Raw genomic sequence first — 25,125 nt, 5'->3', positions numbered from 1 at the left:
CCGCTTAAGCCGTTGCCAAGTTGGACGCAAGAGGGGTTCACATACTCCGACCTAAGGAGTTTGCCTAACGAAACGGCGTCATATGGCACCGCAGTCCCCTCTGACCGTCCTACATCTGTTTCGTGAGCGCGTGCGAGCCGCACCCCAGGCGATCGCGCTGATCACATCGGACGGCGTTCTCACTTACCAGGCGCTGGACGCCCTGTCGACTCGGTTGGCGAAGCGGATCGCTGAGCTCGGAGCGGCTCCGGAGTCTCTCGTCGGTGTTCTCGCGGATCGCTCCGTGCTTCTCATCGCGGCCCAGCTCGCCGTGTTGAAGACAGGCTCCGCTTTCGTGCCGCTCGATCCGGCGACTCCGGCCGAACGCCTCCACACCATGTTGGACGACGCCCGGGTCGTCGCCGTGGTGACCGACTCGAACTGGTCGGAGCGACTGACGTACCCCGACGCTCCTCCCCTGATCCTCATCGAGGACCTCGAAGGCGGGGTTCTCGAAGGCGGGGAAACGGAAGGCGGGGTCCTCGAAGGCGAGGAGACCACTCGGGCACACCTCGACAGGCTTGCCTACACCATTTACACGTCCGGTTCGACCGGGCGCCCGAAGGGGGTCCTGGTACCGCACGGTGGGCTGCTCAACCTGGTGCGATGGCACCACGAGGAGTTCGGTACCACGGCGGAGGACCGGACCGCAATCATCGCCGGCCCTGCCTTCGACGTCAGCGTCTGGGAGATCTGGAGCTACCTGACGGTGGGGGCGAGCATCGCGATACCGGACGCCGACACCCGGGGTTCCCTGACCTCCCTGCGCGACTGGGTCGTGGCACAGGAGATCACCGCGTGCTTCTTTCCCACGGCCGTCGTCGAAGCCCTCGTCGACCTTGACTGGCCGCCTGCGACGAAGCTCCGGATCATGTTCACCGCCGGGGACCGCCTCACCCGCTACCCGCCCCCGGGGCTTCCCTTCCGTCTGGTGAACGGCTACGGGCCCACGGAATGCTCAGTCCTCGCCACCGTCGCCGAGATACCCGCCCACGCCGAGAACACCGGCGCGCCCTCGATCGGCAAGGCCATCGGCAACGTGGACGTCCACCTGCTCGACGAGCACCTCGAACCGGTGCCGCCCGGCGAGGCCGGCGAGGTCTACATCGGCGGAGTCGGACTGGCCAGAGGCTACCTGGGGCGTCCCGAGCTGACGGCTGAGGCTTTCGTCCCGGACCCGTTCGGTGGATCGGCGGGCGCGCGGCTCTACAAAACGGGTGACTTCGCCAGGGCCAGGCCCGACGGCCAGCTTGATTTCATCGGCCGCGCCGACCACCAGGTGAAACTCCGGGGTTACCGGATCGAGCTCGGCGAGATCGAGGCGGTGCTCAGCCGGCACCCCCACGTGCAGTCCGCCACGGTGCTCCTCCAGCAGGACCGGCTCGTCGCCTATGTCGTCATGAGCGGTGGGGCGGTCGAGGAGTTGCGGGCGTTTCTCGGTGCCAAGCTCCCCGAGTACATGGTTCCCGCGCGCTTCGTCCCGCTCACGGAGATGCCACTCACCCTCAACGGGAAGGTCGACCGCCGTGCACTGCCCTCGGTCCGAGGCGCCGACGCGGTCCGTGACTCGGCATCACCTCGGACACCCACCGAAGCGGCCGTCGCCAAGGCGTGGCGGCGCGTCCTCAACCTGGAGCGGGTCGGCGTCCACGACGACTTCTTCGCATTGGGAGGTCATTCGCTCGCCGCGATGCGGATGGCCGTGCAACTGGAGGACGCCCTGCGCAGGCCGGTCCAGTCGAGGATCTTCTTCGAGCATCCCACCGTCGCGGCCGTCGCCCGAGAGATCGACGGCGACGTGAAGAAAGTGTCGCGGCCTCTCGTCCTCGGCTCGGTGAGCGAGTGGTCGCCACTCTCGCCCGCACAGCAGCGGCTGTGGTTCATCGACCGCCTGGTTCCCGACAGCGCTCTCTACAACGTGCCGATCTCCTACACGATCGACGGCGACCTGGACGCCGCCGCGCTCGAACGCGCGGTGAACGAGATCGTCAAGCGGCACGAACCCCTGCGCACCCGCTATGACGAGCGGGCGGGCCTGCCCGTCCAGCACGTGGCCACCTGGCGGCCCGTTCCCTTCGTCACCGCCGACCTGCGCGGGCTCCCGGGGGAGAGGCGCGCCGAACTCGTCGACGCCGACGCTCGGGCCCCCTTCGACCTCCGTACCGGCTCGCTGCTGCGGGGGCTGCTCCTGCGGCTCGCCGACGACCGTCACGAGCTCCTGCTGACCGTGCACCACATCGCGTTCGACGGCTGGTCGACGAACGTCCTCCTCGCCGAGCTGGGCGAGCTGTACGAGGCGTTCGTCACCGGACGTCCCCCGGCACTGCCCACGCTCACCGCCCGCTACGCCGACCTCACCGCCTGGTCGTCGGGGCGGCTGCAGAGCGTCGCCGAGGAGCAGCTGGTGTTCTGGGGCAGGCGCCTGGAGCGACTGCCCGAATCCCTGGCACTTCCCTACGACCGCCCTCGCTCCCCGGCCAGGAGTCATCGCGGCGCGAAGCTTCGCCGTCCGTTGCCCGCCGGGCTCGTCTCCACCCTGGAGTCGGTGGGCGTGCAGGCGCGGGCCAGCCTGTTCATGGTGATGTTCGCCGCCTTCCAGGTGCTGCTCCGCCGCTACACGGGCCAGGAGGACATCGTGGTGGGGGTGCCCGTCGCGGGACGTGACCATCCGGCGGCGGAACAGCTGGTCGGCTTCTTCACGAACACCCTTCCCCTAAGGGTCGATCTGCCGGGGGACCCCCTGTTCGCCGACCTGCTCCGCGAGGTGCGGCGGACGGCTCTCGACGCGTCGGCCAACGCCGACGTCCCCTTCGAGCGGATCGTCGAGAGCCTCGGCCTCGGCGGGGGAGCCGCCCACAACCCGCTCGTCCAGGTCCTGTTCGTGATGCAGCAGGAGGTGCCCGCCGCGCACGCCGCCGGAATCCGCGTCGCGACGAACGGGGAGATCGACAACGGCTGCGCCAAGTTCGACCTTCTGACGTTCGTCGACTTCCTGCCGGACGGTCCCGTCCTGATCGCCGAGTACAGCACCGACCTGTTCGACACCGAGACGATGGAGCTGTTTCTCGCGCACTACGAGAAGGTGTTGTGGGGGGTCGCGGAGAACCCGCTCCGCCGGATCTCCGAGCTGCCGCCGGCGGCAGGGACCGAGCCGCTGAGCGGCCCCCGTCCGGAGCCTGTCGACGCCTGCCTGAACACACTGGTCGAGGAGCAGGCGGAGAGGACGCCCTCCAACCAGGTGGACCGCCGCGCGCTCCCCGCGCCCGTACCGGAGGGCGAGGTGTTCATCGCCCCGACAACGGCACTGGAGAGGGTCATCGCCACGACCTGGGGCGAGTTCCTCGGGGCGGAGGAGGTGGGGCTCCATGACGACTTCTTCGCACTGGGCGGTCACTCCCTCCTCGCCATGCGCGCGGCCTCAGCCCTTCGGGAGGCGCTGGAGGTCGACATCCCGCTGAAGGTCCTGTTCGAGAAACCCACCGTCGCGACGCTGGCGAGGACGCTGCTCGACGAGCACGGCCCCGCCCTGGAGGAGGCGGCCGAGCTGTTCCTAATGGTCGCCACCTCCTCCGACAGCGACATGGAAGTACTTCTGCGAGAGATCGAGGACACCAGGTGAACGGGGATCAGTTGTCGCCTCGCCGGCGTGAGCTGCTGGAGGCGCTGAGAAGGAAGCGGCGGCTACCGGCCCGCTCCGGCGGCATCCCCCGGCGCGAGCCGTCGGACCGGGCGCCGATGTCGTTCTCCCAGCAACGGCTCTGGTACCTGGACCGGATGCTGCCGGACACGAGCCTGTACCTGCTGCCCGTCGCCTACCGGCTTCAGGGGCCGCTCGACCGCGAGGCGCTGGTCAAGGCGCTGAACGAGCTGGTCACTCGGCACGAGAGCCTGCGGACGACCTTCGCCATGGACGGCGCCGAGCCGGTGCAGCTCATCGCGGCGGACCTGCGCCTGGACCTGCCCGTCGTCGACTGCGACGGCGAGGACGAGCTGCGGTCGCGGCTGGCGGCACTGGCCGTGGAGCCGATGGACCTCGGCCGCGGGCCCCTGCTGCGCGGGCGGCTGCTGCGGCGCGGTCCCGAGGAGCACGTCCTGCTGCTGACCTTCCACCACGCCGTCGCCGACGAATGGTCGCTTGAGGTGTTCAACCGCGAGCTGGGTGAGCTGTACACGGCTCATCGCGCCCGTCGGCCGGCAGAACTGCCCGAGCCGGTCATCCAGTACCCGGACTTCGCGGTCTGGCAGCGGGAGTGGCCGGCGGGTCCCGAGTACGACGCCCAGCTTTCCCACTGGCGGCGGGCCCTCGAAGGCGCCCCCCAGGTGCTGGAACTCCTCCCCGACCGGCCGCGCCCGCCGGCCCAGTCGTTCGAGGGCAGGTCGCTGCCGTTCCGCGTCGAAGGATCGGTGGAGGAGTTCCACGCTTTCTGCCGCGGCCTGGGCGCCACCCCGGCCATGGTGCTGCTGGCCGCCTTTCAGATCCTGCTGGCCCGCTACACCGGGCACACCGACATCGTCGTCGGCACCCCGATCGCCAACCGCGACCGCGCGGAGCTGGAAGGTCTCATCGGGTTCCTCACCAACACCGTCGTGATCCGTACGGACGTCTCCGGGAACCCCTCCTTCGCGGCGGTCGTGGCGCGCGTGCGCGAGGCGATGCTGGACGCGCACGCCAACCAGGGCCTGCCCTTCGAGAAGCTGGTCGAGGCGCTGCGCCCGGAACGTCACCTCAGCCGCAGCCCGCTCTTCCAGATGATGTTCATCTACCAGCAGGGAGCCGAGTCCCGGCCGGACCTGGACGAGCTGACCGTCACCCCGGTCCAGGTGCCCTGCGAGACGTCGAAGTTCGATCTGACACTCGCCGTGCGGGACGGCGAGGACGGTATCGAGGGGTCCGTCGAGTACAGCACCGACCTGTTCGACGAGGTCTCCATCCGCCGTCTCAGCCGTCACTTCGGCACACTCCTGGCCGGCGCCGTGGCCGACGCGACGACGCCGGTCTGGGAACTGCCGATCCTGTCGCCCGTGGAACGCGAGCGGATTCTCGTCGGGTGGAACCAGACCGACCAGCCGATCGGTGAGAACCTCGTCCACCAGATGTTCACCCTGCGCGCCCGGTCCGTCCCGGACGCCGTGGCCGTCGTGGACGAAGGCGGGGAGCTGACCTACCGGGAGCTCGACGCCGCTTCCGACGAGTGGGCGCGGGCTCTCCAGGCGCTGGGAGTCGGCCGCGGCAGCCTGGTCGGAATCTGCCTGGAACGCTCCGTCGAGTTCGCCGTCGCCTTCCTCGCCGTGCTCAAGGCGGGCGGGGCGTACGTACCGCTCGACCCCGCACAGCCGAAGGACCGGCTGGCCTTCGTGCTCGACGACACACAGGCGGCTCTGCTGCTGACCTCGGGGCGGCTCGCCGACCGGTTCGCCGGCTCGTCGGCCCGGGTGGTCGAGGTGGAGACGCTCGACGGCTCCGGGGCGCCCCCGTTGCGGGAGAGCGGGACCGGCCACGACGACCTGGCCTACGTCATCTACACCTCCGGCTCGACCGGACGGCCCAAGGGCGTGATGGTCACGCATCGCGGCATCGCCAACTACGCGGCCTGGGCCCGCGATGAGTACGTCCCCGTCGGCGGCGCGCCGGTCCACTCCTCCGTCGGGTTCGACCTGACCGTCACGAGCATGTTGGTGCCGCTGCTCGCCGGTGGCACGGTACACCTGCTGCCCGAGGGCGTGGGGGCCGAGGGGCTCGGCGAGGCGCTCCTGGCCAGGCGGGCGCCGTACGGCCTCACGAAGATCACCCCTGCGCACCTGGAGGTCGTGGCACACCAGCTCCCGCCACCCGAGGCCGCGGGGAGGACCAGGAGTTTCGTGATCGGCGGGGAGAGCCTGCTCGCCGAGAACATCGCGTTCTGGCGCCGGCACGCTCCGGACACCCGCCTGATCAACGAGTACGGTCCGACGGAGACCGTGGTCGGATGCGCCACCTACGAGGTCTGGGAGCAGACGCCGACCACCGGGGCGGTCCCGATCGGCCGTCCCATCGCCAACACCAGGCTGTACGTCCTCGACCCCCTGCTGAACCCGGTCCCCGTCGGGGTGGCCGGTGAACTCCACGTCGGCGGGGCGGGCGTCGCCCGCGGCTACCTGAACCGCCCGGGGCTGACCGCCGAGCGGTTCCTGCCCGACCCGTTCTCGGCGTCGGGCGGCGAGCGCATGTACCGGACGGGGGACATCGTCCGCTACCGCGCCGACGGCAACCTGGAATATCTCGGCCGGCAGGACACCCAGGTGAAGCTGCGCGGGTTCCGCGTCGAGCTGGGCGAGATCGAGGCCGTGATGACGCGCCTGCCGGCCGTCGCCGACGTGGCGGTGACGCTCAGGGAGGACACCCCCGGCGACAGACGCCTCGTCGCCTACGTCGTGAAGTCCGGCGACGGTGACGGTGACGGTGACCAGGGCGGTGCCGGCGCGCTGCGCGAGGCGCTCAGAGCCGAACTGCCCGACTACATGGTCCCCTCCGCGTTCGTCGTCCTGGACGCGCTGCCGCTGACGGCGAACGGCAAGGTCGACAGGGCCGCGCTGCCCGCCCCGTCCTCCGGGCCGGTCCCCGAGCCCGCGCGCGACAACGATGTGGAGGGGGTCGTCGCGGGCGTGTGGAGAACGCTGCTCGGTCGGGACGACATCGGGGCGCACGACAACTTCTTCGAGGCCGGCGGCCATTCACTGCTGCTGCTCGCCGTCCACGGGAAGCTGGTGGAGCTGTTCGGCGACCGGATCACCGTCACCGACCTGTTCCGCCATCCCACGATCCGCTCGCTGGCCGACTTCCTCGTCGCGGGGGAACCCGCCAAGGCCGCCGCGGCGGTGAAGGCCGCCGTGCCCTCCGGCGGCGCCATCGCCGTCATCGGGATGGCCTGCCGTTTCCCCGGCGCCCGTACGCCGGAGGAGTTCTGGAGGAACATCGACGAGGGGGTGGAGGCAGTCCGGTCCTTCTCCGACGAGGAGATCCTCTCCGACGGAGGCGATCCCGCCCTGCTCGGCGACCCCGCCTACGTCAAGGCCGGCACCGTGCTCGACGACATCGACCGGTTCGACGCGGGGTTCTTCGACTTCACTCCCCGCGAGGCGGAGATCCTCGACCCGCAGCACCGCCTGTTCCTGGAATGCTCCTGGGAGGCGCTGGAGTACGCGGGCTACGACCCGCACCGGTATTCCGGGCAGATCGGGGTGTTCGCCGGGTCCGGGCAGAGCACCTACCTGACCGACAACCTCCTCCACGCTCCCGAGATCGTTCGCGCGGTCGGTGAGTATCAGCTGATGCTCAGCACCGAGAAGGACTTCCTGCCCACCCGTGTCTCCTACAAGTTCGACCTGCGCGGTCCGAGCATCAGTGTGAACACGGCCTGCTCGACCTCGCTGGTGGCGATCCACCTCGCGGGAGCGAGCCTGCTGTCGGGCGAGTGCGACATCGCGCTGGCCGGCGGGGCGAGAGTCGAAGCGGCGCAGCGCCGCGGGTACCTCTACCAGGTGGGCGGCATCGAGTCCCCGGACGGCCACTGCCGTCCGTTCGACGTGGACGCGCAGGGCACGTTGGGCTCCAGCGGCGTCGGGGTGGTGGCGCTCAAGCGGCTTGAGGACGCGATCGCCGACGGCGACGTCATCCACGCGGTCATCCGCGGCTCCGCGGTGAACAACGACGGCGCGCGCAAGGTGGGCTACGTCGCCCCCGCCGTCGACGGTCAGGCGGAGGTGATCGAGCGGGCGCTGGCCGTGGCCGGCGTCTCCCCGGGCACGATCGACTACATCGAGACGCACGGCACGGCGACGCCGCTCGGCGACCCGATCGAGGTCGCCGCACTGGCCCAGGTCTACGGGCGCGAGGAGGAGGACACCTCGCGGCCCTGCGCCCTCGGCTCGGTGAAGTCCAACATCGGCCACACCGACGCGGCCGCCGGCGTCGCGGGACTGATCAAGACGGTCATGGCGCTCAAGGACGGCACACTGCCCGCGAGCCTCAACTTCAGCGCGCCCAACCCCAAAATCGACTTCGGCGGCACGCGCTTCTACGTCAACACCGAATCGCGTGCCTGGCCCACCGGTGACGGCCCCCGCCGGGCCGCGGTCAGCTCGTTCGGAATGGGAGGCACGAACGCCCACGTCATCCTTGAGGAGGCGCCGCGGATCCCGCCCAGGGACACCTCCGGCGACCCGGAGCTTCTCGTCCTGTCCGCCAGGACGCCCTCCGCTCTCGACGCCGTGACCGAGCGGCTCGGCGACCACCTGCGCGACCACCCCGAGGTGAGCCTCGCGAGCGCGGCCACGACGCTGCGGCTGGGACGGCGCGAGCTGGACCACCGGCGGACGCTCGTCTCCGCCGACCGCAAGGCCGCCGTCGAGATCCTGACCGCGAAGGACGCCCAGCGGCTCCGTTCGGGAACGGCCCGGCGAGAGCGTGGCGTGGCATTCGTCTTCCCAGGGCAGGGATCCCAGTACCCGGCCATGGGCGCGGGCCTGTACCTGCGGGAGGGCGTGTTCCGCGCGACCGTCGACCTCTGCTCGGAGTTCCTGCGTCCGCACCTCGGCCTGGACCTGCGCGACGCCCTCTACGCCGGTGACGGCTCGACGCTGCAGCAGACCTGGCTGACCCAGCCCGCCCTGTTCGTCACCGAGTACGCCCTCGCCCGCCATCTGATGGAGTGGGGGGTGCGGCCCGACGCCATGGCGGGACACAGCGTCGGCGAGTACGTCGCCGCCTGCCTGGCCGGGGTCTTCTCCGTCGAGGACGCGCTGAGACTGGTCAGCGCGAGGGGCCGCCTGGTCCAGGACCTCCCCTCGGGAGCCATGCTCGCCGTGCCCCTGCCCGAGACGGAGGTGCGCTGGCTGCTGGACGAGGAGCTGTCGCTGGCCGCGGTCAACGGCCCCGCGCTCTGCGTGGTGGCGGGCCCGCATCCGGCCGTCGCCGCGCTCGAGGAGCGGCTGCTGCGGCGCGGCGTCACCTGCCGGCAGCTGCGGACCTCCCACGCGTTCCACTCCTCGATGCTGGACCCCGTCCTGGACGCCTTCGCCGCCGAGGTGGGCCGGGTGTCCCTCCAGCCGCCCCGGCTCCCCTACCTGTCGAACGTCACCGGCTCGTGGGTCACCGCCGAGGAGGCGACCGACCCGGCCTTCTGGGCACGGCACCTGCGGGAGACCGTGCGGTTCGGCGACTGCGCCCGGATCCTCCTGGAGGAGGGCCACGCCGTCGCCGAGGTGGGACCCGGCCGTACGCTCGCCACGTTCCTGCGGAACCGGGACGGCGGCCGACCGGACCGGCGGGAGGAGGGCGGACCGGAGACCCCGGCGAACGCCGTCGTCACGCTGATGCGGCATCCGGCCGACGACACGGACGACCTCGCCCACATGCTCGACGGGGTGGGCCGGCTCTGGCTCGCCGGCGTGCCGGTCGACTGGGCCCGCTTTCCCGAGGGCGGGCCGCGCGTGCCCCTGCCCACCTACCCGTTCGAGCGGAAAAGGCACTGGGTCCAGGGGCGGGGCATGCCCGCCCCGTCGACGGAGGAGCCCGCCGACGGCCCTTCCCCCGACTCCCCCTTCTCCTCGCCGGAACTCGCACCCGGTGACGCGACGCGGGCACGCATCGCCGCGGTGTGGGAGGAAATCCTCGGCATCACTCCCATCGGAGACCACGACGACTTCTTCGAACTGGGCGGTCACTCGCTGCTGGCCACCCAGCTCGTGGCCAGACTCCGCTCGGTCCTCGGTGAGGAGGTCCCGATCGAGGCCGTGTTCGAGCACCCCACCGTGGCCCGTCTGGCCGCGACGCTCCCGCAGTCCGGGACCGTCACCGGGGAGCGTCCCGAGGGTGCCTCCGGGGAACCTCTGGGCGAGGCTCCGGAGGAACCGGCGGGGGAACCGGACGACGGCCCCCTACCGCTCTCCTACGCGCAGCGGCGCATCTGGTTCATGGACCAGATGTACCCCGACCAGCACGCGTACACGATCGCCGTGTCGCTGGAGCTGGAGGGCGAGCTGGACGAGCGCGCCCTGCGCGCCGCCGTACAGGAGATCGTCCACCGGCACGAGGCGCTTCGCACGACCTTCCCGGCGTCCGGCGGGGAACCGGTCCAGATGGTCGCCGCGCCCGGCCCGGTCGAGCTGCCGGTGATCGAGGTTCCCGATATGACGGCCGCCGAACAGGTCGCGTCCGAGCTGGCGCGGACCCGGTTCGACCTGGCGGAGGGGCCCGTGTTCCTGCCCACCCTGCTGCGGCTGGGACCGACGCACCACGTCCTGTCCCTGGCCATGCACCACATCGTCTCCGACGGGTGGTCGCTCGGGGTCATCGCCAGGGAGCTGGGCGTCCTCTACAACGCGTTCGCCGCGAACCGCGAATCGCCGCTGGGCGACCTGCCTCTGAGCTACGGCGACTACACGCTGTGGCAGCGTGAACGGCTACAGGAGGTCCTGGAACCCGATCTCGCCTACTGGAGGGGGCAGCTGGCGGACGCGCCGCCGGCCCTGGAACTGCCGACGGACAAACCCCGGCCGCCGCTGCAGACCTTCGACGGCGCGGTCTCCGCCCGGCTGCTTTCCGTGGATCTGGCGGACCGGCTGCGCGGGCTCAGCAGGGAGCGCGGGCTGACCCTCTACATGACGCTGCTCGGCGCGCTGCAGACACTCCTGTACCGCTACACCGGGCAGTCCGACATCTGTGTCGGCTCGCCGGTGGCCGGGCGCACCCGGTCCGAGCAGGAGGAACTGATCGGGTGTTTCCTGAACACCCTCGTACTGCGCACCCGGCTCGACGGCCAGATGGCTTTTGGCGACCTCCTTCCCCAGGTCCGTGAGACGGCCCTGAACGCGTACGCGCGCCAGGACGTCCCGTTCGAGCGGCTGGTCGACGCGCTCAACCTGCCCAGGGACCCCAGCAGAAACCCCCTCTTCCAGGTCATGTTCAACCTGATGAACCTGCCCCCGGACGAGTGGCGGTTGGACGGGCTGCGGACCCGCAGACTGCCCGTCGACGCGAGAGCCGCCCAGGTCGACCTGGCGCTCTACGTCTACGACGTGAACGGCGGGCTCGACTGCCGCCTGGAGTACAACACCGACCTCTTCGAGGAGCACACCGCCGAGCGCATGCTCGGCCACTTCGAGACGCTGCTGGAGGCGTTCGCCGCGGATCCCTCGATCCGGCTCGCCGACGTCGAGTTCCTGACCCCCGCCGAGCGCCACGAACAGCTCGTCGAGTGGAACGCCTCGGCGGATGACCAGGTGCCCACCTGCCGTATCCACGAACTGGTCGAGCGGCAGGCGGACCGCACCCCCGAGGCGATCGCGATCACCTTCGACGGGCTCTCGCTGACCTATCGCCGGCTCGACCGGCGGGCGAACCGGCTGGCCCACCGTCTCCGCTCGCTCGGCGTCGGCCCCGACGTGCTGGTGGGGGTGGCCGTCGAACGCTCGCAGACGATGATGGTGGCACTGCTGGCGGTGCTCAAGGCCGGCGGGGCGTACGTACCGCTCGACCCGATGTACCCGCGCGACCGCCGGACGTACATGCTGGAGCACTCCGGGGCCGCTGTCCTGATCACCCAGGAGGGGCTCCTGGACGACTACGGCGACTACGAGGGGCAGACGGTGCTGCTGGGCGCCGACATCGAGCAGGAGAGCGCCGACAGACCCGAGGTGCCGGCTCCCGCCTCAAGCCTCGCCTACATCATCTACACCTCGGGATCGACCGGCCGCCCCAAGGGCGTGGCCGTCCCGCACTCGGCGGCCGTCAACCTCCTGTACTCCGTGGGGCGCGCGCCGGGGCTGAAACCGTCGGACACGCTCGTGGCCGTGGCGACCTTCGCCTTCGACATCTCGGTCCTGGACATGTTCCTCCCGCTCTGCGTCGGAGCCCGGGTGGTGATCGCGACCCGCGACCAGGCATATGACGCGACGAGCCTGGCCGCCCTGATGGCCGCCGAGAACGCGACGTTCCTGCAGGTCACGCCCGCCACCTGGCACCTGCTGGTGTCGTCGGGGTGGCAGGGGATACCCGGGCTCAAGGCCGTGACCGGCGGGGATGCGCTGCCCGCCGCGCTGGCCGCCGACCTGCTCGACCGGACCGGCGAGCTGTGGAACATGTACGGCCCGACGGAAACGACGATCTACTCGACCGGGGCGCGGGTCCACAAGGACGGCGGTCCCATCACGATCGGCCCCCCGATCGCGAACACCCAGGTCTACGTGCTCGACAGCGCGATGCGGCTCCTTCCCGTCGGCGCCGTCGGCGAGATTCACATCGGCGGCCTGGGAGTCACCCGGGGCTATCTCGGACAGCCCGACGTCACCGCCGACCGGTTCGTGCCCGATCCCTACGGGCCCGTTCCGGGGGCGCGGCTCTACCGCAGCGGGGACCTCGGCCGGTTCCGGCCGGACGGCACCGTCGAGTTCGCCGGGCGCAATGACGCGCAGGTGAAGGTGCGCGGCTTCCGGATCGAGCTGGGCGAGATCGAAACCCAACTGCTGGCGCATCCCGCAGTGCTCGACGCGGTGGTGGTCATCCGCGAGGAGGACGGCGCCAAGGAGATCGTCGCCTATCTGCGGCCGCACCCCGGACAGGAGCCGGTCGATGCCGGTGAATGGCGGACTTACCTGCGCAGGAACCTGCCCGACTACATGGTGCCCACGGCGTTCGTGACGATGGCGGACTTCCCGCTCACTCCGAACGGCAAGGTGAACCGGCGGGCCCTGCCCGCTCCCGACCGTAACCGCTCCTTCGACGACAGTGGCTACGTCGCGCCGAGGACCCCGCTGGAGATGACTCTGGCCACGCAGTGGGCGCAGGTACTGGGCGTGGAACGTCTCGGGATCGACGACAACTTCTTCGACCTGGGCGGCGACTCGTTCAAAGCCGTGCGTGCCGTCAGGGGGAACGGCCTTTCCGCCGGTGTGCTGGACCTTTTCAAGAACCCGACCGTCCGCTCGTTCGCCGAGCACGCCGGAGGGCGGAGTACGAGGCTCTTCCACGAGCTGACGCCTCCCCGTCCCAAGGGGGACTCCCCCATGACGATCGTCTGCCTGCCGTTCGCCGGCGCGGGTGCCATCACCTACCAGTCGCTCGCCGCCGCCGCCGTCCCGGCCGGCGTCTCCCTGTACGCGCTGGAACCTCCAGGCCACGACGTCAACCGGCCGGACGAACCGATGCTCCCGATGGACGAGCTCCTGAGCCGCTGCGTCGAGGAGATCAAGGAGCGGATCACCGGCCCGCTCGTCCTCTACGGGCACTGCATGGGGGGCGCGATGACCGTCGCGCTGGCCGAGCGGCTGGAGGCCGAGGGGATCGACTTCGCCCGGATCTTCATCGGCGGCCATTTCCCGGTGCCACGCCTGCCGGGAAGGCTGGCCGACCTGCTGCACAGGATGTTCCCGACGGAGCGCCGTACCTCCAAGCGCGCCCAGCTGGAGTTCCTGCGCGCCATGGGATTCTTCACCGACGCCCTCACCGACGAGGAACAGGCGTTCCTGATGCGGGTGTTCTTCAGGGACGTCAAGAATGGTGAGGACTACTACACCGCCCGGTACCGGGACGGCGGGGCCTGCAAGCTCGCGGCGCCGATCGTCTCCGTGATCGGAACCGCCGACCGGGCCACCGAGCTGTACCAGGAACGGTTCAGGGAGTGGGAGGAGTTCTCGGACTCGGTGTCCCTGGAGCTCATCGAGGGGGCGGGTCACTACTTCCAGAAACACCAGGCAGCCGAGCTCATGGACATCATCACCTCCTACCATGGGCGGCGGCCCGACGGCCGGAGCGGGAACGAACAGGCCCCAGATGATCACGTGGAGAACGGCCGGGCCCGGGAGGACCAGGCCGAAACCCCGCCGAAGCGGACTGCGCAGCCGAGTCTGCGGACGTTCTCCCTCGTCGCGGCGGGGCAGCTCGTCTCGGTCATCGGCACAGGTCTGACCACGTTCGCCATGGGTCTGTGGGTCTACCAGCGGTCCGGGTCGATCTCACTGTTCGCGCTCACCACGGTCCTGGCCCTGCTGCCCGCCGTCGTGCTGGCACCGGTCGCCGGAACGCTGGCGGACCGCTGGGACCGGCGAAAGATCATGATCTTCGCCGACACCTTCGCCGCCACGGGGACCCTCAGCCTCGGTGCCCTCTACATGTTCGGCCACCTTGAGCTCTGGCACATCTTCACCGCCGTCACCATCAGCGCCTGCGCCAACGCGTTCCAGCAACCGGCCTATCTGGCCGCCGTCACCCAGCTCGTGCCCAAGCGGTACTACGGGAGGGCGAACGGCATCACCCAGCTCGGCAGCGCCGTCGGCACGACCCTGGCCCCCCTGCTGGGGGGCGCGCTCGCCGCCGCCATCGGATTGCAGGGCATCCTGCTCATCGACCTGGTCTCGTTCCTGTTCGCCGTCACGATCAATCTCACCATCCGGTTCCCCGACACGCTCTTCGTCAGGAAGGAGGAGCCGTTCGGCAAGGAGCTCATCGGCGGCTGGCGTTACATCTCGCGGCGGCACGGCCTGGTGGCCATCATCGGCTTCACCACCGTGCTGAACTTCATGATGGGAATGGTCGAGTTGCTGGCGACCCCCCTCGCGCTGTCGCTGGGCGACACTTCCGTGCTCGGCATGATCCTCGCCGCGAGCGGTGTCGGGCTGCTGGTGGGCAGCGCTCTCATGGCCGTGACAGGCGGTCTGCCCCGTCGCACCACGGGCATCCTCGGCAGCTTCGTCCTGATCGGCCTGTCGATGGTCGTCATGGGGCTCTGGCCGCACCCGGTCTTCCCGGCTCTCGGCCTGTTCGGCATAGGCCTGGCCACCGCCGTGCTCAACACGCACTGGCTCTCCATCGTCCAGGCCAAGGTCGGGCTCGAACTTCAGGGCCGTGTGATCGCGACCACTCTCATGCTCAGCTGGATGATGGTGCCCGCCGGATTCCTGTTGTCCGGGCCGCTCGCGGAGCACGTCTTCGAGCCGCTCGCGACCAGTCCGGGGCGAGGCATCGCACTTCTCATGATCACCGCCGGTGTCTGCACGATGCTGCTCGGTCTCGCCGCCTACCGCTACCGGCCGGTCCGCCTTCTCGAAGACGACCTGCCGGACGTCATTCCCGACGCGAAGATCATAACCGACAAGGACGTACTCCAGGAGCTGGCCGACCGCCGGCTCGTCAAGGAAGAAAGGGCCACCCGATGACCACCGACCTCTACACCGTTGTGGTGAACCACGAGGAGCAGTACTCCATCTGGGCCGCCGGCCGGGCGATTCCCAACGGCTGGCGCGAGGTGGGAAAGACCGGTTCCAAGGAGGACTGCCTGGCCTACATCCAGGCGGAGTGGACCGACATGCGCCCGCTGAGCCTCCGCGGCGAACTCGGCGGATGAGCGTTCGTCGCGTTCGGGCCACGCTCCCGCCCGGCATGTGCACGGTGCCCGCGAGGGGCACCCGGTCATCGGCGGGCACCCGGGAGCGAGGCTGAGCCGGCCGCCCGTGGAGACGGGCGGCGGACGATGAGGCCGGGCGGTCGAGGTCTGCGACCGCCCGGCCTCCTGACCTTGCTCCGGTCTACTGCCGGGTTATCTTGACGTCGTCCACCCCAGCCTCGACCAGGGAGGCGGTCGAGGCGTCGGCGGCCTCGACGAGGATCCGGACGCTCTGCCCGGCGAAGGCGGAGATGTCGACGTCGGCCGCGCCCCAGGCACCGTTGCGATTGGCGGCCGCGCCGAGCTGCTGGAACACCTGGGTGGTGGTGGAGCCGACGACCTTCACCCGCAGGAAGTCGGCGGTGGAGGAGTTGGAACCGTGCGCCAGGTACCAGGAGAACGCCAGCTTGAGCGTTCCCGTCGACGGCAGGGTGACGGCCGGTGACTGGACGCTGGTGACTCCTCCGTCGATGTCGTAGTCGCCCGCCGCGGTGCCCGCGAGCCTGCCGGTGACCAGGTCGTTGGTGCCGCTGACCGTGGTGCCGAGCTGCTTGGCGCCGCTGGAGGTGGTGGCCTGCGGGACGCCGCGCTCCCACTGGCCCGAGGTGGCGGTGTCGGTGCCCGAGGGGTTGGTCGTCCAGCCGGTCGAGGTCTCGAAGGTGTCCTGCCAGACGACCGTCGGCGGCGTGGCGGTGGCGGTGGTCCACACCGCGTAGGCGATGGCGTCGGCGTTACGGTTCAGCGCGGTGTCGCTGATGTTGGCCGTGGTGTCGCAGGCCCGGTGATAGCAGGGATCGAACGCCTGGCCCGCCGTACCGCCCCAGAGGGTGGCCTGGGCGCTGGTCTTGACACCCTCGGCGCCGGTGAAGGTGCCTCCGGCCGGGATGCCGACGGCGATGAAGGGCCCGTAGTCGGAGCGGCCGTCGAAGTCGGTGCCCCGGGTGGCCACGCCGATCGAGGTGAAGTACGCCTGGAGCGTCGCCTCCAGCTGCGCCGAGCCCGCCGGGCCGGGGCCCGAGCCGACGCCGTCGGAGTTGTCGCCGTCGTAGATGAAGTAGCCGGCGTTGGGCGAGCCGACCATGTCGAAGTTGTAGTAGCCCTTGATCTTGGCCCGCTCGGTGGCCGAGAGGCTGTTCACGTAGGCCTGCGAGCCGCGCAGACCCAGCTCTTCCGCGCCCCACCAGGCGAAGCGCAGATGCTTGGTGGGAGCCAGCGACTGGCGGGAGACCTCCAGGGCGGTCTCCAGGATGGCGGCGCTGCCCGAGCCGTTGTCGTTGATGCCGGGGCCCGCGGTCACGCTGTCGAGGTGGGCGCCGACCATGAGGATGTCGTTCGGGTCGCCTCCGGGCCAGTCGGCGATGACGTTGTAGCCGGTCGCGCCGCCGTAGGTGAACGACTGCAGGGTGGTGGTGAACCCCGCGCCGTCCAGCAGGCCCTTGACGTAGTTGGCCGAGGCCAGATAGCCGGGGCGGCCGTGCGCGCGGTTGCCGCCGTTGGCGGTGGCGATGGACTGGAGTTGGGTGAGGTGTGCCTTCACGGCGGTCAGCGAGATGTCCGGTGGGACGGCGGCCGACGCCGATGGTGCGGTGAATGCCAGAGGGATGGCCAGGATCGCCGCCATGCCCATGGTCCACAGACTGCGCATCATGCTCCTCGGGTTTGAGGGTGTGGGGGTCCCCCGAGCGGCGCGCACCCGTGGTGGGTGCGCGCCGTACAGCGTGGTGGTGCGCTTTGCTGGACTTTGTTGTTAGCGGGCCGCGTCCTCAGGAGCCGTCGCGGTCTGCGCCGCGGTCCTGGCGAGCGTCGCGGCGTTGCGGTCGGGGATGCCCGTCAGGTCGTAGGCGAAGAACGTGGTGGCGTAGCCGACGGCCTTGGAGTTGCGGTCGAGCGCGGCGGCGTCGATGTTGCCGATGCCGTCGCAGGCGGCGTGGTAGCAGGGGTCGTAGGCGACACCGGCGGTCCCGCCGAACTTGGCGGCCTGCTCGGCGGTCTTGAGGACCTCGGCGCCGCTGAAGATGCCTCCGGCCGGGATGTCGTTGGCGATGAAGGCGCCGTAGTCGGAGCGGCCGGTGAAGTCGGTGCCCTCGAAGGGCAGGCCGCGCTTGCCGTAGAACCTCTCCAGGCGCTTCTCGATCTCGGCCGATCCCGCCGGACCGGCAGGGGCGCCCTCGGCGTCGGAGTCGTCACCGTCGTACAGGAAGGTGCCGCCGTTCGGCGAGGCGATCATGTCGAAGTTCAGGTAGAGCCTGATCTTGTCCCGTTCGGCCTGGGACAGGCCCGCGACGTACTGCTCGGAGCCGAGCAGGCCCAGTTCCTCGGCGCCCCACCAGGCGAAGCGGAGCTTGTACTTGGTCGGCACCTTGGCCAGCTTCAGCGCGGTCTCCAGGACGGCGGCGCTGCCGGAGCCGTTGTCGTTGATGCCGGGGCCCTCGGGAACGCTGTCCAGGTGCGCGCCGACCGCCACGATCTCGCCGGACTTGCCCCAGCGGGAGTCGGCGATCAGGTTCTTGGTACGGCCGACCGTGGTCTTGGCGTCCACCTTCAGGCGGACCGTGGTGTTCGGGTTGGCGGCCAGGTCCAGGCCGACGGCCGTGCTCGCCATCACGATGGGGAAGCCGAAGCGCCATTCGACGATGTCGAAGAGGAGCGGGTCGGTACGGCCGGGCTGGCCCTCGTTGAAGAAGATCACACCGGCCGCGCCGGCCGCCTTGGCGTTGGTGGCCTTGTCGACGAACGGGCAGGTGCCGCGCTGGAGCAGGGCGATCCGGCCGGGGACGAACCCGGCGAAGTCGGCGGCCTCGCAACCCGCGGTCGAGGTGTTCGGGTTCGGCGGCGTCGGGATGATCGCGTCGACGACCTGGATCTGGGCGGTGACGTCGCCAGGGCTGGAGGAGATCACCGTCACGAAGTCGGCCGGGTTGGCGTAGGTCTTCGCCTCGGGGGCCGTCTTCTGGAGGACCGACGGGCTGAACTCCTCCCAGTTGATCGGGAACTCGACGTCGGTCGTGGAGGTCTTGTATCCGGCCTTGTTCAGCTTGTCCTGCACGTAGGCCAGGGAGGCGTCGTAGCCGGACGTGCCCGCCGCCCGGTTGCCGCCGTTGGCGGTCGCGATCTGCTGGAACTTGTCCAGGTGTTTCTTGACGTTGCTGCCCTTGATCTGTGTCGCGAACGCGTTGGCGAGGACGTCCGGGACACTGGGGGCCGCGACGGTGGCACTCGCCGGTGCGGTGAAGGCGAGGGGGAGAGCGATGGCCGTGACCAGGGTGGCGGTCTGGACCATGCTGCGTCGTAACCTCAGGCGCATAACGCTCCTAGGGGGTGGAACGGAGGGAGACTCCCTATAGGTACATGGCGGAACGTACCGGTATCAACCGCGTTCGCCTAGGGATGTATCGACGCTGACTGGCAAGAAAAGTTATCAAGTTCGACCCTGTCAGGGTTTTCTCAGGGATGCCTCGGGAACGTGGCGGTTCCGGCCGTTCGTTTGACCGGACAAAGAACACCGATTCGGGGAGAGGCACCGTGTACCGTTCGAGAAACCACAAGATAATCGCCGGAGTCTGTGGCGGGATCGCGGACAGTCTCAACCTGCCGCCCACCCTCGTCCGGGTGCTGTGGCTGCTGCTCTCGCTCATTCCCGGGCCGCTCTGGGTCGTCTACGTGCTCATGTGGATCTTCATACCCAAGGCGCCGGAGGCTCGTTACTGAAAATAAGCTGGGGGCATGAGGCAACGCCCCCTGACCCTGGTCCAGGACGACCTGGTCGACTACGAGAAGGCGATGGAGCGGATGACCGACCTGGTCGGTCAGCGGCAACGCGACGAGCGCCCCGACACGCTCTGGCTGCTCAGCCACCCGCAGGTGTACACCGCGGGCCGGCGGACCCTTGAGCAGCACCTGCCCGATCCGGCTCACGGCATCCCGGTCGTGAGCACGGGTCGCGGCGGCCAGCTCACCTACCACGGCCCCGGCCAGCTGGTCGGGTACCTGATCGTCAAGCTCGGCGAGGACGAGGGGATCGTCGACTACGTCCGAGAGGTCGAGCTGAGGCTCGTCGCGGCGCTCGGCGCGCTGGGAGTCGCGGCCGAGCGCCGCGACACCCCGCCGGGCTCGGAGTTGCTGACCGGTGTGTGGACCGTCGAGACGGGACGCAAGATCGTCTCGATCGGCATGCGGCAGAGCCGGGGCGTCACCAGCCACGGGTTCGCCCTCAACGTCGACGGTGACCTGACCCCGTGGGGCTGGGCGGTGGCCTGTGGCATGCCCGAGGTCGACATGACCTCGATGCGGCGGGAGGCCCCCGCCACCGCGGCCATGGAGCAGGTCCGGGCCGCGGTGGCGGAGGCGTTCGAGGCGAGCTGACCGATTTCTCGGCCTTCCGGGGTGACCCGGATTCGCGCCGGCCGATCCTCGGGCGGTGACCGGCACGGGTCTGGGGAAGCCGGCCGGGGCCGGTCAGCCGATCGGCTCCTTGCCGACCGGGTCGACCGGATCGATCGGGTCGAGCTCGTCGATCGTGCGGCGCGGGCCGGTGAACCAGTGCCTGGCCGACAGCGCCCACCACAGGCCCACGCCCAGCACCATCACGCCGACCACGATCGGCGCGTAGTTCACCGCGGCCGGTGTGAAGTCGTCACTGAACGGTACGGCCGCCGGGACCAGCGGCATGACGAAGTAGATCGAGACGATGACGATCTCGACGATGGCGATCCAGCACATGACCCGGTACTTCGATCCCAGCGTCCAGGGCCCCGGCTCGAACCGGTCGCCCATCCGCAGCCGGAGCCAGATCGGGATCGCGAAGGCGATGTAGAGGCCGATGACCGCCACCGAGACGACCGCGTAGAAGGCCAGCGGCAACCCGCCGGGGGCCTCGTACAGCGCGGGCAGGGTGAGGACCAGCGCGGCCGCACAGCCGAAGATGATCGCGTTGACCGGGGTCCTGTTGCCGTCCACCTTCGACCACAGGCGCCAGCCGGGGACGGCGCCGTCGCGGGAGAACGCGTAGGTCATCCGGGACATCGAGGTCACGCAGCTCATCCCGCAGAAGAACTGGCCGATGGTGGAGATCGTGAAGATCGCCGTGGCCAGGTTGCCGGGGAGCGCGCTGTCGAAGATGGCGCCGACGAAGCCACCCGCCTCGTTGACCGCGTTCACGTCGGTGGCCGCGAACAGGAAGGCCAGCAGCAGGATCCAGCCGCCGATCGCCGAGTAGAAGATCGACTGCCACAGTCCCCTGGCGGCGGCGGTGGAGGCGCCCTGGGTCTCCTCGGACACGTGCGCGCACGCGTCGAACCCGGTGATCGTGTACTGGGTCAGCAGGAATCCGAGGGGCAGCACGTAGAACCAGTAGGACGAGTCGGAGAAGCCGGAGTTGTTGATCGTCTCGGTGAAGACGAACGACATCGACTGGTGCGAGTCGGGACCGAAGATCAGGATCAGCACGACCGCCGCCGCGCCGAACACGTGCCACCACACCGAGACGTTCTGCAGCAGCGAGATCAGCCGGTGGCTGAAGATGTTGATCAGCGCGTGCAGCACCAGGACGATCGCGAACAGGATGAACGTGTTGGTCAGGGTGGGATTCCAGCCGAGGAAGAACCGGTCGAGGGTGATGTTCAGGAAGGTCGCGCAACCGTAGTCGACCGAGGCCGTCGCGGCGATCAGGCCGATGAGGTTGAACCAGCCGGTGAACCAGCCGTGGATGGGCTTGCCCATCTTCGCGGCCCACCAGTAGATGCCGCCGGCGGTCGGGTAGGCCGACACCAGCTCTGACATGCAGAGCCCGATGATCAGGATGAAGATCGAGATCAGCGGCCACCCCCATGAGATCGCGATGGGGCCGCCGTTGTTCCAGGCCTGGCCGAACGTGGTGAAGCAACCGGCCAGGATGGAGATGATCGAGAAGGAGATGGCGAAGTTCGAGAAACCGCTCCAGGTTCTGGAGAGCTCCTGTTTGTAACCGAGTTCGGCGAGTCGCCTCGCGTCCTCGTCGACCGACGTTGGCTTGGTCACGCAAGCCTCCTAGCGTGGTGGTGCGGGGGGTGGGAATCCGGTGCTCGCGCCCCGGACGTCATCGACGAGCCGCCCGAACTCCGGGTCGTCCAGATCTCGTACGGCCTGTGAGAACTTGTCGGCCGCCTCGGCCTCGTAGTCGAAGTCGGCGTCGGCGGCCCGCTCCTTCAGCAGCCCGTGGTGCACGGCGAACCAGAGCGTCCAGGTCAGGTTGGACATGATCAGGTTGAGCCGGACCCTGGAGGTGAGCCGCCGGTCGTCGGTGCCGAAGTAGGCGCGGGCCAGCCGGGTGGTCAGGTCCGGGTCGTAGTCCGCCTCGGCGGCGATGTCGCCCAGCTCGAAGGCGGGGTCGTTGTTCCCGGAGAGCTGGTAGTCGACGATCCTGACCTCGGCGCCGCAGCGGATGAAGTTCTCCGGTAGCAGGTCGTTGTGGCACGGCACCTTGGGCAGCGGGTCGGCGGCCAGCGCCCGCTCGATCTCCGTCACCGTGGCAAGACGGTCCTGGTAGCCGTCGGGTGTGCCCAGTTCGTGGGTACGGCAGAGGGCGAGGAACTCGTCGAGCTTGCGGAAGATGGAGAAGTCGTTGACGAACCGGGGCCCGGCGTGCAGCCGGCGGCAGGCCGCCGCGATGGGGCCGGGAAGTGTCCGTACGGTGTGCGCGTCCAGGGTGACGCCGTCGAGATACTCCAGCACCAGCGCGCCGGGCAGCCGGTGCAGCACCCTGGGGCCGACCCCCGCGTCCGCCGCGTGGACGGTGTTGGCGATCTCCTCATCGAGTGGTATGCCCAGGCCGGCGGCCGACACCCGGGGATCGAGCACCCGCAGCAGCCAGCGCTGTCCGTCGGCGGCGTCGAGCCTGGCGATCCGATGGCTGAGCCCGCCCTTGATCGGTGTCTCGGTCACGGGCTGTCCGGCCCATTTACGGACATCCCCTAGAGGATCTGGCATGCCGCTCTCCTTTGGCCTACCTTCAGACCATTGATCCGATTCTGCGGACGAGGTGTTACAGAGGGGTTGCGGACTTTGAAACTTCCCGGCTCTGCACGGGCCCTCGTGATCGGTGGCGGGGTGGCCGGGTGCAGTGTGGCCTATCATCTGGCAAGGCTTGGCTGGACCGAGGTGATACTCGTCGAGCGACACGAACTCACCGAGGGGACCACCTGGCATTCGGCCGGGTTCGTGGGCCAGCTCCGCTCCACGGTCACCCAGACCAAGATGATTATGTATTCGGCCGGTCTCTATCCCGAGCTGGCCGAGCTCACCGGCCTGGACCCGGGGTGGCACGGGGTCGGTGGACTCCGCCTGGCGACCACGCCCGAGCGGGTGGAGGAGTCCCTGCGCCTGGCCGGGGCCGGGGAGACCTACGGGCTGGGTCTTGAGGTGCTGTCCGGCGCCGAGGCCGGGGAGATGTCCCCGCTGTTGTACACCGACGACGTGCGGGCCGCGCTCTGGCTGCCCGGGGACGGCTGGCTGGATCCGGCGCTGCTGGCCAGGGCGCTGGCGGCCGGGGCGCGGAAGCTGGGCGTGCGGATCCTCACCGGGACTCGCGCGGTGGGGCTCGACGTGGCGGGCGGGGCGATCACCGGCGTACGGCTCGCTTCGGGCACCGAGGGAGCCGAGGATTTCGAGGAGTGGTCGGTCCGGACGGAGACCGTGGTCGTCGCGGCGGGTGCGGCCAGCGGGCGGGTCGGGCGGTTGGCCGGGGTGGACATTCCGGTTGTGCCGATCAAACACCAATATGTGGTCACCGAGCCTTTCGGGGTTCCTTCCTCCACGCCCACGGTGCGGGATCCGGACAACATTGTCTATTTCCGGGAAGAAAATGGCGGGATTCTGGTCGGTGGGTATATCCGAAACCCGGAGATCTGGTCAACGTCTGCCCCGCTTGAGGAGCCTCGGACCGTCTTTCCCCCCGATATGCCGAAATTCCAGGAATCGTGGGAGTCTGCGGTGCGGCGGGTCCCCGCCCTGGCCGACACCGAGATCACGAAGGTCGTCCACGGCCCCGAGGCGTTCACTCCCGACGGGGAGTTCCTCCTCGGCGAGACCTCGGTCCGCGGGTTGTGGGCGGCGGCGGGCTTCTGCGTCCACGGCCTGGCCGCGGCCGGCGGCGTGGGCAAGGTCATGGCCGAGTGGATCGTGGATGGCTCGCCCGAGTACGACGTGTTCGGCATGGATCTGCGACGCTTCGGGCTGCACGCCCGTTCCGCGGCGTGGAGCCGCGCCAAGGCCCTGGACTCCTACTCGAAGTACTACGACATCGTCTACCCGGGCGAGGAACGGACCGCCGCCCGGCCGCTCCGCCGCTCTCCCGCCTGGGGCCGGCACGCGGAGCTCGGGGCGGCGTTCGGCGAGAAGGCCGGCTGGGAGCGGGTGAACTGGTTCGAGTCCAACGCCCGCCCGGCCGCGGAGCCCGACCGGGACCCTCCCCTGGGCGACGGGGATGTCCGCTCGGAAGGCCAGGGCCCCCGGAGGGGCGGCCGGGGCCTCCGCCCGGACGGGTGGGCCGGCCGGATCTGGTCGCCGGCCGTCCGAGAGGAGTGCCTGACCACCCGCGACGCCGCGGGCCTGTTCGACCAGACCTCGTTCGCCAAGCTGGAGGTGGCGGGAGCAGGCGCACTGGAAGGGTTGCAGCGGGCGTGCGCCGGGCAGCTCGACAGGCCGGTGGGCTCGATCGTCTACACCCAGCTCCTCAACGCGCGCGGCGGCGTCGAGGCCGACCTGACCGTCACCCGCCTGGCCGACGACCGCTTCCGGTTGGTCACCGGCACCGCCTTCGGCGTCCACGACGCCGCCTGGCTCCGTGGCCGGGGACTCGACGTCCGTGACGTCACCTCGGCCCATGCCTGCTACTGCCTGTGGGGCCCGCGAGCGCTCGACATCCTCGGCTCCGTCTCCGATGACGACCTGACCTTCGGCTACCTGAAGGCCAGGGAGATCAGTGTCGGAGGAGTCCCGGTGCTGGCCCAGCGGGTGACGTTCGTGGGCGAGTTCGGCTGGGAGCTGTACTGCCCTTCGGAGTACGGCCTGACGCTCTGGGACACGCTCATGGAGGCGGGAACGCCGCATGGCATGCGCCCGGCCGGGTACCGTGCGATCGACTCGATGCGCCTGGAGAAGGGTTACCGAGTCTGGGGCCTGGACGTCACCCCGGAGACCACCCCGTACGAGGCGGGCCTGGGCTTCGCGGTCGCCGGGGACAAGGACTTCCTCGGCCGCGCCGCCCTGGACGCCGCCCACCGCCCAGCCGGCGACCGTCCCGCACCGGCCTCCTCGGCCGTGTCCGCCGCGGGTCCAACGGCCCCGGTGTCCGCGCGGAGCCTGTTCTGCCTGGTCCTGGACGACCCGCGTCAGGTCTGTCTCGGTGGCGAGCCGGTCCGCTCCGGCGGCCTGCCCGCCTCGCGGGTGACCAGCGGCGGGTACGGCCACCGGGTCGACCGCTCGATCGCCTACGCCTACCTGCCCGAGGGCACCGCACCGGGTGACCGCGTCGAGGTCGGCGTGACCGGCACCTGGGTGGGCGCCGCCGTCGCCGCCGAACCCCTCTACGACCCGTCCTCGGAACGCGTCCGTCGCCTGCCGTCCTGACCGTCCGGCCGAGGGAGCGGTGCCGTACCGGAGCCTTGGAAAGACGCGCGCTCACCGCCAGGGCTCC

10 protein-coding genes are annotated in these 25,125 nt (G+C 69.9%); 6 read left to right on the top strand and 4 right to left on the bottom strand.

Annotated elements, in window-relative coordinates; all coding sequences use genetic code 11:
* Nucleotides 1-130 precede the first annotated feature (130 nt).
* The 3 genes from ABT061_RS16970 to ABT061_RS16960 are packed head-to-tail and all read left to right on the top strand — an operon-like array spanning nt 131 to nt 15,416.
* Nucleotides 131-3,658 carry a non-ribosomal peptide synthetase gene (locus tag ABT061_RS16970; protein WP_350917953.1) on the top strand — a complete coding sequence of 1,176 codons (3,528 nt, stop codon included), beginning with the start codon at nt 131-133 and terminating at the stop codon, nt 3,656-3,658.
* Nucleotides 3,655-15,228 (top strand): non-ribosomal peptide synthetase/type I polyketide synthase, encoded by an 11,574-nt coding sequence (locus tag ABT061_RS16965; protein WP_350917950.1) that lies wholly within the window; start codon nt 3,655-3,657, stop codon nt 15,226-15,228. Before ABT061_RS16970 ends, ABT061_RS16965 begins: the two co-directional genes overlap by 4 nt.
* Nucleotides 15,225-15,416 (top strand): MbtH family protein, encoded by a 192-nt coding sequence (locus tag ABT061_RS16960; protein WP_350917947.1) that lies wholly within the window; start codon nt 15,225-15,227, stop codon nt 15,414-15,416. Before ABT061_RS16965 ends, ABT061_RS16960 begins: the two co-directional genes overlap by 4 nt.
* 181 nt (nt 15,417-15,597) lie before the next feature.
* Here the strand turns inward: ABT061_RS16960 and ABT061_RS16955 are convergent, their stop codons facing one another.
* Entirely contained in the window at nt 15,598-17,103 is a 1,506-nt protein-coding gene (locus tag ABT061_RS16955; RefSeq protein WP_502991448.1) for a M28 family peptidase, read from the bottom strand.
* 99 nt (nt 17,104-17,202) lie between these two features.
* On the bottom strand, nt 17,203-18,735 hold the full coding sequence (locus ABT061_RS16950; RefSeq protein ID WP_350917944.1) for a M28 family metallopeptidase: 1,533 nt from the start codon (nt 18,733-18,735) through the stop codon (nt 17,203-17,205).
* A gap of 242 nt (nt 18,736-18,977) precedes the next feature.
* On the opposite strand from ABT061_RS16950, the gene ABT061_RS16945 reads away from it, so the two are divergent.
* Together ABT061_RS16945 and lipB are read left to right on the top strand one after the other, a co-directional pair.
* Nucleotides 18,978-19,163 (top strand): PspC domain-containing protein, encoded by a 186-nt coding sequence (locus tag ABT061_RS16945; protein ID WP_343964802.1) that lies wholly within the window; start codon nt 18,978-18,980, stop codon nt 19,161-19,163.
* A 15-nt stretch (nt 19,164-19,178) separates the two neighbouring features.
* Nucleotides 19,179-19,817 (top strand): lipoyl(octanoyl) transferase LipB, encoded by a 639-nt coding sequence (gene lipB, locus ABT061_RS16940; RefSeq protein ID WP_350917940.1) that lies wholly within the window; start codon nt 19,179-19,181, stop codon nt 19,815-19,817.
* 93 nt (nt 19,818-19,910) lie between these two features.
* On the opposite strand, the gene ABT061_RS16935 is transcribed toward lipB, so the two are convergent.
* Both ABT061_RS16935 and ABT061_RS16930 read right to left on the bottom strand, forming a co-directional pair.
* A complete protein-coding gene (locus tag ABT061_RS16935) occupies nt 19,911-21,470 on the bottom strand; it encodes an amino acid permease (protein WP_350917937.1) in 1,560 nt (519 codons plus the stop codon).
* A 9-nt stretch (nt 21,471-21,479) separates the two neighbouring features.
* The gene (locus ABT061_RS16930; protein WP_350917934.1) at nt 21,480-22,418 is read right to left on the bottom strand and encodes a phosphotransferase; all 939 of its coding nucleotides are present in this window, start codon (nt 22,416-22,418) and stop codon (nt 21,480-21,482) included.
* 105 nt (nt 22,419-22,523) lie between these two features.
* Here ABT061_RS16930 and ABT061_RS16925 point away from each other — a divergent pair, with 105 nt between their 5' ends.
* Entirely contained in the window at nt 22,524-25,058 is a 2,535-nt protein-coding gene (locus ABT061_RS16925; protein ID WP_350918665.1) for a GcvT family protein, read from the top strand.
* Nucleotides 25,059-25,125: the final 67 nt, after the last annotated feature.

Source organism: Streptosporangium sp. NPDC002544, from assembly GCF_040295965.1.
Lineage (GTDB): Bacteria > Actinomycetota > Actinomycetes > Streptosporangiales > Streptosporangiaceae > Streptosporangium.
The sequence above is the reverse complement of the archived record's forward strand: the minus strand, read 5'-3'. Positions and strand labels throughout refer to the sequence as shown.